Source organism: Flavobacterium sp. KACC 22758, from assembly GCF_028736135.1.
Lineage (GTDB): Bacteria > Bacteroidota > Bacteroidia > Flavobacteriales > Flavobacteriaceae > Flavobacterium > Flavobacterium johnsoniae.
On record NZ_CP117878.1, the window covers coordinates 3698273 to 3715072 of the forward strand.

Consider the following 16800-nt stretch of genomic DNA (forward strand, 5'->3'; position numbering starts at 1 on the left):
ATGAAGAAGTCCGTTCCATCGGAACCGCAACAAAAAATAAAATTGCTTACTTTTACAAAAACCAAAACTGTTATCCTGTATGCAGCAGCCCTTCCTAAAACTAAAAAATTGAATCAAGACCCAAATACTTCAGACTTTTACTTTCTTCAAAATGGAGGTGAAGCCGCCGAGCTAATTGAAAATATTGACTGGGAAAGCCATACTTTGGGCACTCCGGACACCTGGCCGGAGAACCTCAAAAACACCATTGCCACAATCGTGTCCTCAAAATTTCCGATGTTTCTCTGGTGGGGTGATCAGCTGATACAGTTCTACAATGATGCCTATCGTCCCAGTTTCGGAAATGAGGGCAGACATCCCAAAGCCATGGGACAGAAAGCCGTGGACTGCTGGCCTGAAATATGGGATTTTATCCATCCGCTGATTCAAAAAGTGCTGTCAACGGGAGAAAGCATCTGGTACGACGACCTGCTGCTGCCAATATTCCGAAACGGCAAAATGGAAGACGTATACTGGACTTTCAGCTATAGCCCGATAAGGGACGACCGCCGCCAGATCAAGGGTGTATTGGTAATCTGCAATGAAACCACTGAAAAAGTAAACAGCAGACTTCATCTGCAGCAAAGCAGCGACGAGCTGGAATTTGCCATCAACGCAGCCGAATTTGGGACTTATGACCTGGATCCAAGGACACGGCGCTTTTCTTCAAATGCAAGGCTCAAGGACTGGTTCGGGCTCAAGGCCGATCAGCAGGTGAAACTCGAACATGCCCTGGGGGCAGTCGCAGAGAAGGACCGTCAGCGTGTCACTGAATCAATTAATTATGCACTCCGATACGAATCAGGCGGGCGATACGATATTGAGTATACCATCATCCACCCCATTACCAAAATACCGCGGATTGTGCATGCCCTTGGAAAGGCATGGTTTGACAATACTAAAACCGCATATCGCTTTAACGGCATTCTGCAGGATATCACCCAGCACCGCAAAGCGGCTCAAGAGCTTCAAAAATCAAGACAGCTCACCGATCTTACCATACAGAGCATGGCTCTGGGACTTTTCAGCGTGGATTATGCCGCTGATACCTTGGAGTATTCCGCTGAATTCAGCAGGATACTCACCGGGAATTTTAAACCCGGCCTGGGCAGGAAGGATTTCCTCAAATACGTGCATCCCGATGACCTGCATCTGAGGACCGGCGCTATCAAAAGCGGCATGGAAAATGGCACCTTTAACTATGCCCCAAGGGTTATTTGGGACGACGGCAGCATACACCACATTGCCATATCAGCTGCACGCATCATCAATTCCGAAGCAAAAGCACCGATGTTCTCCGGAACGGTCGCCGACATCACCGAAAAAGAAAACAGCCGTCTGGCCCTTGAGCAGGCACAGTCACGACTTGAGATGAACAAGCGGGAGGCAGACCGCCATTTTTCAAATGTAACCGACAGCTCCCCTACCGGGTTATGGCTTTCCAATCCGCAGGGAATGTTTACCTATTTCAACAAAACCCTTATTGATTTCACAGGGGTGCCCTACCAGGAACTGCTGGAGGGAAAATGGACCTGGGTCATTGCCGAGCAGGACTATAAAAAAACCAAAGAAGCATACCTTAAGGCCCTGGAGCAGAAAAGCCATTTTGATGTGCTTTTCCGGGCAAGGAAAAACAATGGGCAGCTGATCTGGTGCCGCGCCGCCGGCGACCCTTTTTATGATGCCGACGGACAGTACGGCGGCTACGCCGGGTTCTGCATGGACATCGATGAAATAATTTCCGTGCGCCAGGCCGTTATTGAAAGCCAGAACCAGCTCACCTCGATGATCGAGCAGTCCCCCGTGGGGATCTGCCTCTTTACAGGACTGGATATGAAGATCGAAATTGCCAATGATATCATGATTGGATACTGGGGCAAGGACAGCTCCGTGATAGGGCTGCCCATGGAAGAAGCCGTTCCCGAATTAAGGGGGCAGCCTTTTATGGATATCCTGCAGCAGGTCTACCGTACAGGCGAAACCTATTACGGTCATTCCGTACCGGCGGACCTGAAGCTCAACGGAAAAATCAGCACCTACTATTTTGAGTTTACCTATACCCCGATCCGCGACTCCAAAGGCACGATTTACGGGGTTATGGACATTGCCATTGACGTTACCGATCAGGTCATCGCCACCAAAAAACTCGAAGAGACAAGGATGGCGCTCACAGGGGCTATTGAACTGGCCGAACTCTCCACTTGGACGCTCGACGCCGAAACTAAAACCATTACCTGTTCGGACCGTTTTAAGGAGTGGCTCGGTTTAAGCGCCGGCACCGCAGACCGGGAAGAGTTCCTGCAGCGCATCAGCGAACCCTACAGGCATAAAGTTGCCGCGGCCCTGGAAGAGGCCCTCAGCGGTTCGGCCGAACAATTTTATGATTATGAATTTCAGATTGTAAACAAAATAACAGGACAGCAGCGCATTATCCATGCCAACGCCCAGGTGCAGTACGGCAAGGATGGTGTGGTAAAATCACTCAGCGGCACGGCGCAGGACGTGACCAAAGAAAAGGAACTCCAGCAGGAGCTTACCTTCAAGGTAAAGGAACAGACCGCCGAGCTGCAGACTAAAAATGCCGAACTGGAGGCCAACAACCGCGAGCTTTCGCAGTTTGCCTATATCGCCTCCCACGACCTGCAGGAACCCATAAGAAAGATCAGCGTTTTTACCGATCTGCTGCAGAACAATCTGGGAAAGAACCCCGAGAAGGTAAATACTTATATCGACAAGATCAGCTCTTCTTCCAGAAGGATGGAGAACCTCATTAAGGATGTGCTGCAGTTTTCAAAGCTCACCCATATTTCACATCAATTTGTACCGGTAAACCTCAATACAGTGCTCAGCGAAATATTGGCAGATTTTGACCTGGTCATCGAACAGAAAAATGCCCAGGTAAGCATCGGGCAGCTTCCCCTCGTGCAGGCCATACCGCTTCAGATGTCACAGCTTTTCGGCAATCTGCTCTCCAATGCCCTGAAATATACCAAGTCCGGCACCAGGCCCGAAATCAGCATTAACGCACAGCCTGTTCCAGAAGCTCAACTCAGGCTGCATGCACTGGATCTGGAACTTCCCTATATCAAAATAGAAGTGCGCGATAACGGCATTGGATTCTCACAGCAGTACGCCGAACAGATTTTCAATATCTTCCAGCGCCTGCATGGAAACGACCAGTATTCAGGCACCGGAATCGGCCTTGCCATGTGCCGCAAGATCATGCAGAACCACAATGGTGAAATTACTGCCGCATCGCAGGAAGGCTCAGGCACTGTTTTTACTATTATTATGCCTGAACTGCGCGAAAAAATTGGGGGGATGATAAAAAATTAGGAGGGAAAATAGTATATTTACACTCCATTATTATACATATGACGACCATTTTTTTAATTGATGATGATCCAGACGACCGCGAAATCTTTGCTGAACTGCTGGCCGAAGACCATCCCTCAATTGTACTGCAGCAAGCCATAAATGGCGCAGATGCCTTTGAAAAACTTAAATCTGAAAACTTTACAAAGCCGGATTTGATTTTTCTGGATCTCAATATGCCCATAATGGACGGGCGTACCTTCTTGCAGCACATTAAAATGGATCCCGACCTGAAGGATATACCGGTTATCATATATACGACATCCTCAAGTGATCTGGACAGGAATTTTGCCATGGAAAACAAGGCCGCCTTTTTCCTGACCAAACAATATTCGCTGCAGCAGCAGCGAAAGGATATTATGGCAGCCATAAAGAATTTCTAAACTGCAGATTTCCATTGCATTGCTTACAACTATTAAAAAGGGATTGTTTTTTATAAAACATGCCCTTTTTTAAATTTTGAACTCTTCACATGGGTTTAATTCATTAAATGCAGACTCTTCTCTGCTGCAAGCCGAACAGCGGAAAGCTTCTCTCAACTTTGCGGCAAAAAGTTAAAGCTGTTTTTTCAGCGGCCCAAAAGCAAGAATTCATCCCGTCCTATTTGAGATTACCGATTCAAAGAATTTTAAAAGCAGATTCATAACTAAAGCATAAAAACTAAGCAGATTTAAAAAAATCTCCTTAGTTTTATTAGTTTTTTTGAATTCAGATGCAGCCCAGTAACAGCTGGAATTCTACATCCATCACACACAAGGGTCCAAATGGCTTTTTATTTTGAAAAAAAACAAATAAATGTCCAAAACCGGAACACCCAGATGTCTTTAATGAAATTTTAAAAATAATTTATTATGAAAAAGTTCCTATTATTACTTCATGAAGACATTGAAAAACTAAACGAGCTCTCATCAAAACAAATGCAGCAGCTGGCTGATGCGCATATGAGGTGGGCAGAAAAATTGGCAGCGGCAGGACATTTGATTTCAGGCGACGGACTGCAGGAAAAAAGTGTTTTGATCAGCGGGAAAGACTGCATCATCAAAGACGGGCCTCATCTGGAATCCAAAGAAATTATTGGGGGATATTACTTACTGCAGGCAGAGGATTTAAAAACGGCTGTCGAACTGGCTAAGGAATGTCCCACGCATCTTTACGGAGGCACTACCGAAATCCGCCAGATAATGGAAATGGAAGATTATGGGCAATGAAATGTTTTTCGTGGAAGAAAAGAATTACCGGGCCTTGTACGGAAAGCTGTTTGCAGCGTTATTAAATAAGTTTGGTGCAGATTATATTTCTGAAATTGAGGATGCCATTCATAATTCCTTATTAAAATCCTTAAAAATACGCAGCCAGAATACCATCCTGAACAATATGGAAAACTGGCTTTTCATCGTTGCCCGAAATGACCTGCTGAACCAGATCAAAAAGGATAAAGAAAAAAACAGTTTTTCTGCGCAACATATGGAAGGTTATGCGGCGGAAAGCTGCCAGACTGACCTGCGGCTTCAGACCGTTCTTTTTATATCTGCTGTAGAAAATATTTCCAGCCAAGCCAAAATACTCTTTGCTCTTAAGGATATTTTTGGACTAAGCATATCTGAAATAAGCAGCTGCACCTTGATGGGTAAAGAAGCCGTTTACAAAAGCATTGCCAGGACAAAGAAAAACATAAGGTCCCAATTTAAGGGCAAAACTGTCGAACTGGATTCAATAGCAGCCGTCAGGGAAGAAATCGCCATGGCAGAAGAAATATTTTACGCTGTCTTTAATATAGGCTACGACTGTTTTGATGAAAAGGCCCAAGGGGTTTTCAATGAAGATTTATGCCTGGACGCAATGGCTCTGACTAAACTTTTATACGGCCGCTATAAGTATGGCTCCACAGGCAGTCTGCTGGCTCTTTTCTGCTTTCATGCCGCAAGAAGTGCAGCCCGGGTTGTCAATGGCAGACTCATTTCTTTTTTCAGCCAGGACCGCGAAAAATGGAATGCGCAACTGATCGCTTTAGGCTTTCATTACCTTAAAAAACCCAAAACCTTAAACCGTTTTTATCTTGAAGCGGTTATCATCAGCAGGTACATGTCCATTGCGCAGCTAACACAAAATGACTGGCTTGATATTGTGAAATTACATGAAATCATGCAGCAGGTCTGCCAGTCTCCTATTGCAAGACTGAACTATTGCTTTTGTCTGGCTAAAATTGGAAAAACGCAGCAGGCGCTGCAAATTCTTTCTCAGATTGAAAAAGAGCTGCCGGCCGAACATATTTATTTTTCTCTGGTAAAAGCTAAAATCCTAAAAAAAAGCAGACCTGAAGAGTCCGATTATCTACTCGCTTCGGTGTTAAGTAAAATGAACCAGAAAATAAGGAAAGAATACCTGCTGGAAAACGAGTCAGTCGGATTATAAAATAAAAATATTTCAATTGATATGTCTTTTTTGATTCTTCCTTTTCAGATAAGAGACATGATCTCCAGCCGCAGGCTTTAGAACTGCATAAAATTAAAAAAGCGGCATCATTTAAAGGCTGCCGGCCTTCACTTCTTTCCGCCGGGAAATCCAAACACTGAAAAGCATAAAAAAGCCCCTTTAAAAAAGGGGCTTATCGCATACAATCTCTTTACAGTATTACATCTTTGGAAGCAGCACAGCATCAACCACATGGATTACTCCGTTCGACTGGTTTACGTCCGCTATGGTAACTTTAGACTTATTGCCGTTCTCGTCGCTGATATATAAATCCTTACCCTCCATCCAGGCTGTCAGCGTACCGCCGCTTACTGTTTTCAGCACTGCTTTTCCTTTTCCTGCTTTTATCGCTTTTGCAATATCGGAACTGTTCATCTTTCCTGCAGCCACATGGTAGGTCAGAATAGTCTGCAGCATTTTCATGTTTTCCGGTTTCAGTAAATTGTCTACTGTTCCTGCAGGAAGTTTGCCGAAGGCTTCATTTGTCGGCGCAAATACGGTGAAAGGGCCTTTTCCCTGAAGCGTCTCTACCAGTCCCGCCGCTTTTACCGCCGCCACAAGTGTGGTATGGTCCTTAGAGTTGACTGCATTTTCTATTATGTTTTTATTTGGATACATTGCTGCCCCTCCCACCATCACGGTTTTCTGGGCGTTCATCGTAAATCCGAATCCCAATGTTAAAACTGCCAAAGCTAAAAATTTTCTAGTTTTCATAATTACATTTTTTTTTAAGTTATAAAGTCATCTACGCTTTAAACTGCTTTCTGGTTTTCATGAAAAAAAATAATATTGAAAAAAACGAAATAAAAAAGAACAAATGCTTTAGAGCCTGCTTCTTAGGCTTATAAAAAAAAATAATTTTTCTTCTATTTTTCCACGCGATATTGAAAAAGGCTTAAAAATTAAAAAATCCATCTTCTAAAATTTAGCTGGAATGTTCAAGGCCGGCAATATCACCAATATCTTTAGGCCTTACCTATCTATAAAAGCAGCAACATATGGATCAGGCTGTTTTTATCCAATAAATCTGGGAACTTCTTTCCGCAGGCACCTTGAGTCCTTTATGAAAATGCATCAGTTTATTGCTGAACTCCTGGTGGTTTTATCGGCACATATGTAATGGCCTTTCAAAATTGGCATTACATTAACATTATATCCTAGAGAGAACCGCGCTGGCGGTTTATATTTGCATTTCCACACCATTCCATTCAGGACAATGCTCAAAAAACAACTTTTAAAAACAAAACAGCTTTTACTGCTGGGCCAGCAGAAGCTGTCCCGAAAACAGTTTATATTTCTCTCAAGCGTACTCATTGGGATTACTTCGGCCGTTGCCGTAATCTTTTTAAAGGCCTTCGCTCACTGGGTCTATTCATCTGCAACCTACATCAATGGAACATTAAAATTAAGTTTCATTAACAGCATACTGCCTGTTATCGGCATTCTGCTGACTGTTTTGGTAGTAAAAAAAATACTGGGAGGAAGCCTTGAAAAAGGAACCTCCCAAATTTTATATACAGTGGCCAGAAAGGCAAGCATTATCCCTAAAAAACAGATGTATGCCCAGATAATGACAAGCTCACTGACAGTCGGACTGGGCGGATCTGCCGGACTGGAAAGCCCTATTGTAATAACAGGCGCCGCTTTCGGATCCAACTATGCCCAGCAGTTCCGGCTGAGCTACCAGGAACGGACACTGCTGATCGGATGCGGGGTCGCAGCTGGTATCGCAGCCGCTTTTAATGCGCCGATTGCCGGGGTTTTATTTGCCATAGAAGTGCTGCTTGTCGATGTGACCATTTCGGCTTTCACCCCCATTATGATCGCTGCGGCTACAGGCGCCCTGGTTTCTGCAGTTGTACTGAATGAAAACATACTGCTGGCTTTCCGCGAAAAGCAGAGCTTTGATTACCACAATATTCCATTCTACGTGCTGATGGGGCTTTTTACCGGTTTTACCGCCGTGTTCTACGCTCGTAATTTCTTAAGGACAGAACACACTTTTGCGCACTTGAAGTACGGGCCATATAAAAAAGCCGTAATAGGCGCATCTATTCTGGGGCTGATGATTTTTATATTCCCCACCCTTTTTGGCGAAGGCTATGAAAGCATCAAAACCCTGGCCGATAAAGATCCCGGAAAACTGCTGGAAAATACGCTGTTTTCAGATTTCGCTTCCAATGACTGGATGCTGCTGCTTTTTGTCGGCACTTCAATGCTGCTCAAGGCTTTTGCCTCGGGAATTACGCTGGGAAGCGGCGGGAACGGCGGAAACTTTGCACCTTCCCTGTTTCTGGGTTCTTATGCAGGCTATTTCTTTTCAAAATTTTTAAACCTCACCGGGCTGACCAATCTGCCTGTAGGCAATTTTACCCTGGTGGGCATGGCCGGAATACTGAGCGGTCTTTTTCATGCGCCGCTGACTGCCATATTCCTTATCGCTGAAATAACGGGCGGCTATGATTTGATGATCCCCCTGATGATAGTGGCATCAGTAAGTTTTGCCGTTTCCAAACGTTTTGAAAAGCACTCCCTGGATGTAAAGAACCTGGCCAGAAAAGGAAATGCCTTTACCAGCAACAAGGACGCTAATATTCTCTGCACACTGGAAATTGAAGAGCTTATCAGAAAAGATTATCTCACTGTCGGCAGCGGACAGGACCTTGAAGATGTAGCAGGACTGTTAGCCCATTCGGATCAGGTAATTTTTGCGGCAGTCGATGATCAAAATGAACTCGAAGGACTGGTTTACTTTAATGATATAAGGGAAGTAATTTTCGATAATCAAAAATCAAAAAACATCCTGGTCAGAGATATAATGGCCCAGCCCATGCAGACCGTACATCTGTTTGACAGCATGGAAACCGTGATGAAAAAATTTGAGAAAAGCGGCAGGGCTTATCTCCCCGTGCTCAAAAATGGAAAATACTACGGCTTCATTACCAAATCAGATGTGCTGGAATCTTACCGAAACAGGCTCAAATCAATGATTTTTGAATAAAGTCTTTTCTTAAGCTGATTCAGACAGGATCCTGTGCGGGCTTGTTTCCCAATGTGCCGAAATAGTCTTATCTTAGCAGTACATGCCCTGAACAGGCACTTTGTACCACACTAATTTTAAAGACAATGGGAAAAATTACTGATCTGCTCAATCTTCGAGACGGAGAAGATGACAGGGCCAGAACGCTGGAAGCCGTTAAAAAAAACATAACCTTTAAAGGCGCAAACCTCTGGATCCTTGCCTGTGCCATTATTGTGGCTTCGGTTGGCCTGAATGTAAATTCCACTGCCGTGATTATCGGGGCAATGCTTATTTCCCCGCTGATGGGACCAATAGTAGGCGCCGGGTTTGCATTGGGCATTTACGATTTTTCACTGTTCAAAAAATCACTAAACAACCTGCTTACGGCAACTGTGGTGAGTCTGGCGGTTTCCACCCTTTATTTTTACCTAAGCCCTTTCAAGGATGTGCAGTCTGAACTGCTGGCCAGAACTTCTCCCAATATCTATGATATCCTTATAGCTTTTTTTGGCGGCGTGGTCGGCGTTATAGCCGTCACACGATCTGAAAAAGGAAACCCGATTCCCGGCGTTGCCATTGCAACAGCGCTCATGCCGCCGCTGTGCACCGCCGGCTATGGACTGGCAACCGGACAATGGAAATTTTTTCTCGGGGCCTTCTACCTCTACAGCATAAACTGCGTCTTTATAGGCATCGCCACATTTTTAATCATAAAATACCTGAATTACCCTGCCGTTAAGCAGATTGATGAAACCCATCAGAAGCGCGTAAAATACATCATTGCTTTTCTGATCACTGTCATGCTGCTGCCCAGCAGCTATCTGGCCTACTCGCTTTACAGGGAACAGCAGTTTAAAAAAAATGCAGATCTTTTCATTGAGAATGAATTCACCGATAAAGGCTATACCATCGTTTATAAAAAAACCGACTTCGGCCCCAAAATAAGAAAACTAGAGCTGGCTTTTCTTTCAAGACGTTTTTCCAAGGCAGAAATTACAGCTCTCACAAAGAGACTCAACCAAAACAAATACCTTTCAGACACCCGGCTGATTATCAGGCAGGACAGCACCGATCGTCTGAATGCCCTGAAGGGAGATATCCTGAACCAGATCAAAAGCAGCGAGAATGAAATGAATTTAAAGGATGTTAAAATTATGCAGCTGGAAAAAGAACTAAGCAGAAATAAATTTGACAGCCGCCAGATCTTAAAAGAATCCAGAGTGCTTTATCCTGCCATTACCTCATTATCGGTAAGCAGAACTGCTTTAATCAATCAAAAAGACAGCATAACTGCTGTTACGGCCGTTATCTATGATGCAGAAAAAGACCTTTCTAAAACGGATGCTGAAAAATTACAGAAATGGCTCAATGAAAGATTATTGGTAAATAACGTTGAACTCTTCAGGAAACGTTAACGCTCCCGAAAAGTCCTGCTTTGTCTTTTGTTATACAGGCTCAGAATGCAGTACCCGAGAATACCTGCCAGCGTTGATGCTGCCAGTATGGCAAATTTGGCTTCATTCTGCAGCAGCGGATCTTCAAAAGACAATAGTGCAATAAATATGGACATCGTAAAGCCAATTCCTCCCAGCAGGCCCAGCCCGAGAACATGAACCCAGGAGACGGATTCCGGCAGCTGCGCTATCTTTAATTTTACAGAAAGCCAGGACATAGCAAAAATCCCAATCGGTTTTCCAAGAAATAATCCCAGCATGATGCCAAGGCCCAGATTGCTGACAAGTCCTTCTATCATGGCAGATTCAAAAGTAATATTGGTATTGGCAAGCGCAAAGATGGGCATAATGACAAAATTAACAGGCCTTGTCAGGAAATGCTCCAGCTTTTCAAGGGGTGACTCGGTAGCGTCCTCATTGGTGGGTACGGTCATCGCGACCAATACGCCCGCTATGGTGGCATGGATCCCGGAATGATGGATAAAATACCAGATTATAATCCCTGGAAGCAGATAAAACAGCAGGTTTTTAATTCCTGCCCGATTAAAGACAATTAATAAAACAAACAATGCGCACGCGTATCCAAGATAGATGAAATTAAGCTCTGAGGAATAAAACAGCGCTATCACCAGAATAGCAATCAGATCATCGACAATGGCCAGAGCAGCCAGAAAAATTTTAAGCCCTGACGGCACTCTGGTCCCTAAAAGAGATAAAATGCCAAGTGCAAAAGCAATATCTGTAGCCATGGGTATGCCCCAGCCTTTAGCTGCAACCGGATCTGGACTGTTAAAAGATGCGTAGATAAAAGCGGGGACCACTACACCACCTACAGCCGCTAGGACAGGAAGCGCTGCATGGGAGAATGATGACAGCTCTCCTTCTATCACCTCCCGTTTAATCTCAAGTCCGACAAGCAGGAAGAAAACCGCCATCAGCCCGTCATTAATCCACAGCACAATAGGGTATTGTAAATGGACCCAAGCTGCATTGAATCCCAATTTAAAGTTAAGGATCTCTTTAAAACCTTCCGACCAGCCTGAATTGGCAATCAGCAGTGATACCAATAACGAGATTATCAAAAAAATGCCGCCTGCCGAAGATGAGCGGAAAAAATGCATAAATAGTTTTAAGTTTATCAGTTTTGTCATATTTACAAATTTAAAACTTAAAAACTGTTATTCCAACTCTAAAAACAGCGGAAGCAGCTCAAAAAATCAGCAATTCAAAGGATGTCCTCAAAATATAAGAAGGAGATCAGTTCAATGCCGTTGTGCATCTCTAAAAGCAATAATCCTATTTGCATGAAAAAAAATCAATCTCTAATGGAATGTAACTCTCTACTGAAAGTAGCCGCAAAAAAAATGAATGCAGCCAAACAAGACAAAAGTTCTGCATCCTGCATTAATAAAGAGGCAAAATTATCGATTTCTGCAAGATCAAACAGCAGCACAGCATACACCCTTAAAATTGGGATTTTTTAAAGTGATGCCCTTTATTTCTGCTTTTGGATTATTTGCATAAAAAATAAATTACCTTTATCCGGCATTACCACTTTATAAGAAATTAAAATTTATTTAAGCTTTAAATCCAATCCTATGAGCCAAGAAGAATTATTGGTATTAATCCGCAAAAAAGATGAAAGAGCTTTCACCCATCTCTACGATATGTACTCAAAAAGCTTGTTTTCGGTCATAAATGTTCTGGTAAAAAACCGGGAAGAAGCCGAAGATGTCCTGCAGGAAGTCTTTGTGAAAATCTGGAAAAACATCGATAGCTACAGTGAAAGCAAAGGCAGGTTCTACACATGGATCATTAATATTGCAAGGAATACATCGATTGATAAGCTGCGATCCAAAAATTTCAACAACACCCAAAAAAACCTTTCTTCGGATAATTTCGTAAATCTGTTAGATGACAGCAATAAATTAGCTAATAAACTAGATGCAATTGGTATTCAGGAGTTCGTTAAAAAACTGAAACCAAAATGCATTGAGATTATTGATCTGCTGTTCTTTAAAGGATATACCCAGCAGGAAGCTTCAGAAGAGCTAGCTATACCTCTGGGAACTGTAAAGACACAAAATAGAAACTGTATCAACGATTTAAGAAATTATTTAAAGATATAAATGGAAGCGAAGCAATATATTGAATCAGGCATTTTAGAACTGTACGTTTACGGCCTGCTTACAGAAAAAGAGAACCTGGAAATTGCCGCACTGGCCAGAGAAAACCCCGAGGTTGAAAGTGAAATCATCTCTATAGAAAAAGCTGTTTCGGCCTTATCATCAAGCTTCTCTCCTTTCCATTCGGTCGCCAATTTCGAAAAAACAAAAGCGCTATTAGAGCTTAAACATACTAAAGTTGTCAATATAAAACCAGCATCAAACCTGTCGCAATACTTGGGCTGGGCAGCTGCAGTATTATTATTGCTAGGTTTTGGATATCAGACTTTAGAACTGGCAAAATCCAAACAGGCAGTCTCTGAGGCCGGAGGCGAAAAAAATAAAATTGAAAGAGAATATGCTTTTTTAGACCAGCAGAATAAACAGACTGAGAAAAACCTAAGCATTGTGAGAGACATTAAAAACACAAGCGTTACTCTGGGCGGACAATCTGTATCTGCGGCATCATTTGCAAAAGTGTACTGGAACAAAGAAGCAAAAACGACTTATATCGACGCGGCAGGTCTGCCAAACCCTCCTAAAGGAATGGTTTACCAGGTTTGGTCTTTAAAACTAAGTCCGGTGCTTACCCCGACAAGTATTGGTCTGCTGGATAATTTTGAAGAAAACACTCAAAAAATCTTCGCTGTAAGCCAAACCGATTCAGCTGAAGCTTTTGGCATCACGCTGGAACCTGCAGGGGGAAGCCCGACACCTACAATGGAGCAGCTTTATACTTTAGGAAAAGTCTAATTCCATAAAAAGTCCAAACTAAAAAGCGCATATTGATCCTATTCAATATGCGCTTTTTGGGATTCAATACTATAACTATACTCTGGCGGAACGTTATCCAAACCCCTTAGCCGTCGTAAAAAAATCTAAAATCATCGTCAAATTTTGATTTGAATATTCTCTCATGATAATAGTTTAAATTTGTGCCGCCAAAGTAGAATTATAAAGAATGCTTTCAATAATCAGATACTTTCGACTGATACTTTATTTGATTAAAAAGTTTAAGCTTACCGTTTTTTAGCGTTTAACCCTCGAGGATGTTTATAAACTGTTTTTGACCAACAATTTCAAATAGTAATCTTCCAAATTCACTTGAAAAATAAGATAAATTGAAACTTAGCGTAAGTTAAAAGTTAACAGGATTCGAACGCCAAAAATAGAATAGACCCATACTCTTATTATTTAAATTTCTATTTAATTGAAATAATGAAAACCCATTAAATAACTATTTATCATTTATTGAATTTTCCGCTCTCATTCTCTTATTATCAATTATTGCTCAGCTGGGGCAGAAAATTAGTTTACTGCTCAAGCGTTTGGCACGCCGCTTCTTTTATAACATGGATCAATGATGTGAGGCAGTTTATAGTAAAAAAGCTAATTATAAAATTAATTAATAATCATCTAATTATCACTAAATTAATTAGTCTAACTTTACCAAATGAGGAATTGATTACTCCCATGCAGAATTAAGTAAACATTTTTTGGAAGATTATGTTTATGGACAAGCCCGTCGCAGCGTGCAGCGCAGCTGACGGGTTCTATTTTTGTATAGCTTGCTCAGAACTTTGCTGTAGGTTTCAAACTGAAGCTGATTAAGCAGTTATGATAGATTGATTTTGTATTTTTCTTCTATTGGTGAAGAAGCCTTATTCGGCGCAAGATGCCCTATCTGAAATACTTTTTCAATGAATTCAATACTTTGATCTACTGAAGTATTTTCATTTTTTAAGTGGGATGCAAAATGGTTTGTTAATTTTTGAATAATCCTTGAACTGATTAAATCCATCTGTGCATCATCAAAATGGGTTGTTTTCTTTTTTTGAAAAGCAAATTCTGCTGATACAATATCATTTAGCTTGGATTTTAAGGCATGAATAGTCGGAGCACATTTTCGGCCGTTCACCCAGGTATTCAGTTCTAATTTCAGATCATCAATAATGGCTTCCGCAGCAGGAATATGCTGTTTTCTCTTTTCCAGCGTGTCATCAGTAATTTGAGATAAATCATCCAGATGTATCAAAGTTACACCGGGGATTTCTTCTACATTGGTATCTACATTGCGAGGGATGGATAAATCCAAGATCAATAAGGGTTTCTGTAAAGCAAGCGATGTTTTGTCAATAGTCGGATTTTGTGCTCCTGTAGCTACAACGAGCACATCGGCCTGCTGCAGTTCCTGTTTTAAATCAGCATAATCTTTTACAATAACATTCAGCTTGCCAGCTAGTAATTCGGCTTTGTTTTTTGTTCTGTTTATAAGGGCAATATGGCTGTTTTTAGTATGTTTTACTAAGTTTTCGCACGTATTTCTTCCTATTTTCCCCGTTCCGAATAACAAAATATTTTTGTTTCCAATATCCGCCACATTTCGGATAATATACTGCACTGATGCAAAAGAAACTGAAGTTGCACCAGAAGAAATTTTCGTCTCCGTTTTAACTTTTTTGCTCGCCTGAATAACTGTATTTATCAACCGGTCCAGAAATGTATTGACCAAACCTTCCCGTTTACTATTGTTAAAGGCGGTTTTAATCTGGCTGATGATTTCAAAATCACCCAGAATCTGACTGTCTAAACCTGTTCCTACCCGAAACATGTGGCTGACAGCTTCTTCACTCTTATATATATAAGCAGCTTGCCGAAATTCTTCTACAGATCCATTGCTATTTTCGCAAAGCAGTTTGATAAGCTCATAAGGATGATGGGCAAAACCATAAATTTCAGTTCTATTGCAGGTCGAAGTAACTATTAATGATTCTATACCTTCCGCTTTGGCCTGCATCAATAAATCAGATTGCGCTTTAGTATCTAAACTAAATTTTCCTCTAATTGCTGCATCTGCTTTCTTATAGCTTAACCCTAAAGCGTAAAAAGTAGTGGATCTGGACATATTAAAATTTTCCATATTTATGCTCTGCTTAAAAAGTTCAAAAAAATATTACTAACTAATTTATATATAACAACGCCAGAAGGATTTAATATATCGCTGTGGAATAAATGGATTCAAATTGGCAATTTTATATAATTCATGCCATTATACAAGAAATCAGAGTTTCAAAATATTTATATAATGATTGTATAATATTAAGAGTCCGGCACTGCAAATAGTAATGAAATATAAAACGCTGCCTTAATAAGGCAGCGTTTTGAAAATTATTTTTGAACTATAGGAGTTCTCAATGATTCCAATACAGCAACGATATCAGTATAAAGCTCTGTATTTGAAGCAACACCGTTTGCATTGGCAGCAGCCCCTACATATCCTTCAAATTTTGTATAATCTGCACTACTGGATTTTGTTCCCATACGAGGATTTTTTGCAGGATCATGAGCAGCAACCATGTTCAAACCGGAATATGTATTTACCGCATTTGTACCACCAGTATTATAAGAAAAGAAATCAGTCAGATTATCTGATAATTTAGCAATATTAGTAGACTGGGTAGTTCCAGTTTCTGCCAACAAAGGGGCAAAATGTGCCTGCAGGTTTCCTGCAGCATTCGATTGAACGTCAGCAACAATTAATCCTATAGCTGAATTTACGACTTTTCGGAAACTCAAACGTCCCTGCTCGATCATCTGACCTGAATTATCCGGATCGGCAACCATTTTAGTCCCGCCTAAGCGTTCATAGATTGATGCCTTTACAGGAGGTGCTGGGGTTTCGTCGTCATTACTGCTGCAGGAAATCATAGCTGCAGATGCAGCAAGTAATACACTAAGTGTAAGTTTTGAATAAATTTTCATAAATTTAAAGGTATTAAAGGGTTAATTAAAAAAACGATTTATCTTTTGAGACAGTCTATAGCTCAAACTATTTTGATTCATGGGGCAGACTTCTTTGTTTGCTAAATTGGCTGGTAAAATATAACGCTGGGCATCATAACGTCCTTTAGCCATCAACTCGTTGAAAACTTTCTCAGAGTTTGTAATTTTATTATTGTGGAAGTACACCACAACATTTCTTTTAACGATGATAGAGTCTGATGTCAGGCCTTTTATGCTTCTCAGGTCGGCACAGATTTTTCTGGCCTGCAGAGAATCAATATCTGATTTAAAATCGATTCTGCTTACCTGAAGATTTGGGGTGTCATAAACGGGCGGTTTGGCCGTTATAATGTGAAAAAGCAAAATCGCGGCAAACAGTACAAATATTCCGCTCAGAATTAAAAGTCCTTTTTTGATTATTTTATTAGTCTTCATAATTTTTTATGGTTTTAAAATTATCTACGTGTACTTCAGAGCCGCGGTTTTAGAA

Annotated in this window: 14 protein-coding genes; 9 read left to right on the forward strand and 5 right to left on the reverse strand. The window is 41.6% G+C overall.

The features are described from left to right. The 4 genes from PQ462_RS15605 to PQ462_RS15620 all read left to right on the forward strand — a co-directional run bounded on the left by PQ462_RS15605 (position 1) and on the right by PQ462_RS15620 (position 5826). Positions 1-3375, forward strand: coding sequence for a PAS domain-containing sensor histidine kinase (locus tag PQ462_RS15605; protein ID WP_274250680.1), 3375 nt, complete (start codon positions 1-3; stop codon positions 3373-3375). Between the two features lie 38 nt (positions 3376-3413). Continuing rightward, on the forward strand, positions 3414-3797 hold the full coding sequence (locus tag PQ462_RS15610) for a response regulator (protein ID WP_149208524.1): 384 nt from the start codon (positions 3414-3416) through the stop codon (positions 3795-3797). Between the two features lie 468 nt (positions 3798-4265). Then, positions 4266-4622 carry a YciI family protein gene (locus tag PQ462_RS15615; protein WP_274250681.1) on the forward strand — a complete coding sequence of 119 codons (357 nt, stop codon included), beginning with the start codon at positions 4266-4268 and terminating at the stop codon, positions 4620-4622. Then, a complete protein-coding gene (locus PQ462_RS15620; RefSeq protein ID WP_274250682.1) occupies positions 4612-5826 on the forward strand; it encodes a DUF6596 domain-containing protein in 1215 nt (404 codons plus the stop codon). Before PQ462_RS15615 ends, PQ462_RS15620 begins: the two co-directional genes overlap by 11 nt. Before the next feature lie 219 nt (positions 5827-6045). Here the strand turns inward: PQ462_RS15620 and PQ462_RS15625 are convergent, their stop codons facing one another. Beyond that, positions 6046-6600, reverse strand: a complete 555-nt coding sequence (locus tag PQ462_RS15625; protein ID WP_274250683.1) for a fasciclin domain-containing protein — start codon at positions 6598-6600, stop codon at positions 6046-6048. 502 nt (positions 6601-7102) lie between these two features. Here PQ462_RS15625 and PQ462_RS15630 point away from each other — a divergent pair. Together PQ462_RS15630 and PQ462_RS15635 are read left to right on the forward strand one after the other, a co-directional pair. Next, the gene (locus PQ462_RS15630) at positions 7103-8887 is read left to right on the forward strand and encodes a chloride channel protein (RefSeq protein WP_274250684.1); all 1785 of its coding nucleotides are present in this window, start codon (positions 7103-7105) and stop codon (positions 8885-8887) included. 125 nt (positions 8888-9012) lie between these two features. Further along, positions 9013-10323: a DUF389 domain-containing protein gene (locus PQ462_RS15635; RefSeq protein WP_274250685.1), complete on the forward strand. Its 1311-nt coding sequence runs from the start codon at positions 9013-9015 to the stop codon at positions 10321-10323. Here the strand turns inward: PQ462_RS15635 and nhaA are convergent. Then, positions 10320-11513, reverse strand: a complete 1194-nt coding sequence (gene nhaA, locus PQ462_RS15640) for a Na+/H+ antiporter NhaA (protein ID WP_274250686.1) — start codon at positions 11511-11513, stop codon at positions 10320-10322. The genes PQ462_RS15635 and nhaA overlap by 4 nt on opposite strands. A gap of 153 nt (positions 11514-11666) precedes the next feature. Here nhaA and PQ462_RS15645 point away from each other — a divergent pair, with 153 nt between their 5' ends. The 3 genes from PQ462_RS15645 to PQ462_RS15655 all read left to right on the forward strand — a co-directional run bounded on the left by PQ462_RS15645 (position 11667) and on the right by PQ462_RS15655 (position 13280). Then, complete coding sequence (locus PQ462_RS15645) at positions 11667-11846, forward strand: hypothetical protein (RefSeq protein ID WP_274250687.1); 180 nt, start codon at positions 11667-11669, stop codon at positions 11844-11846. A 114-nt stretch (positions 11847-11960) separates the two neighbouring features. Continuing rightward, on the forward strand, positions 11961-12491 hold the full coding sequence (locus PQ462_RS15650) for an RNA polymerase sigma factor (RefSeq protein WP_274250688.1): 531 nt from the start codon (positions 11961-11963) through the stop codon (positions 12489-12491). Beyond that, on the forward strand, positions 12492-13280 hold the full coding sequence (locus tag PQ462_RS15655) for an anti-sigma factor (protein WP_274250689.1): 789 nt from the start codon (positions 12492-12494) through the stop codon (positions 13278-13280). It begins immediately after the preceding gene. Positions 13281-14142: 862 nt separating this feature from the next. Here PQ462_RS15655 and hemA read toward each other — a convergent pair. From hemA to PQ462_RS15670, 3 genes are all read right to left on the reverse strand, one after another. After that, a complete protein-coding gene (gene hemA / locus PQ462_RS15660) occupies positions 14143-15447 on the reverse strand; it encodes a glutamyl-tRNA reductase (RefSeq protein WP_274250690.1) in 1305 nt (434 codons plus the stop codon). Between the two features lie 248 nt (positions 15448-15695). Next, a complete protein-coding gene (locus PQ462_RS15665) occupies positions 15696-16289 on the reverse strand; it encodes a hypothetical protein (RefSeq protein ID WP_274250691.1) in 594 nt (197 codons plus the stop codon). Between the two features lie 21 nt (positions 16290-16310). Further along, positions 16311-16745 carry a hypothetical protein gene (locus tag PQ462_RS15670; RefSeq protein ID WP_274250692.1) on the reverse strand — a complete coding sequence of 145 codons (435 nt, stop codon included), beginning with the start codon at positions 16743-16745 and terminating at the stop codon, positions 16311-16313. Between the last annotated feature and the right edge of the window lie 55 nt (positions 16746-16800).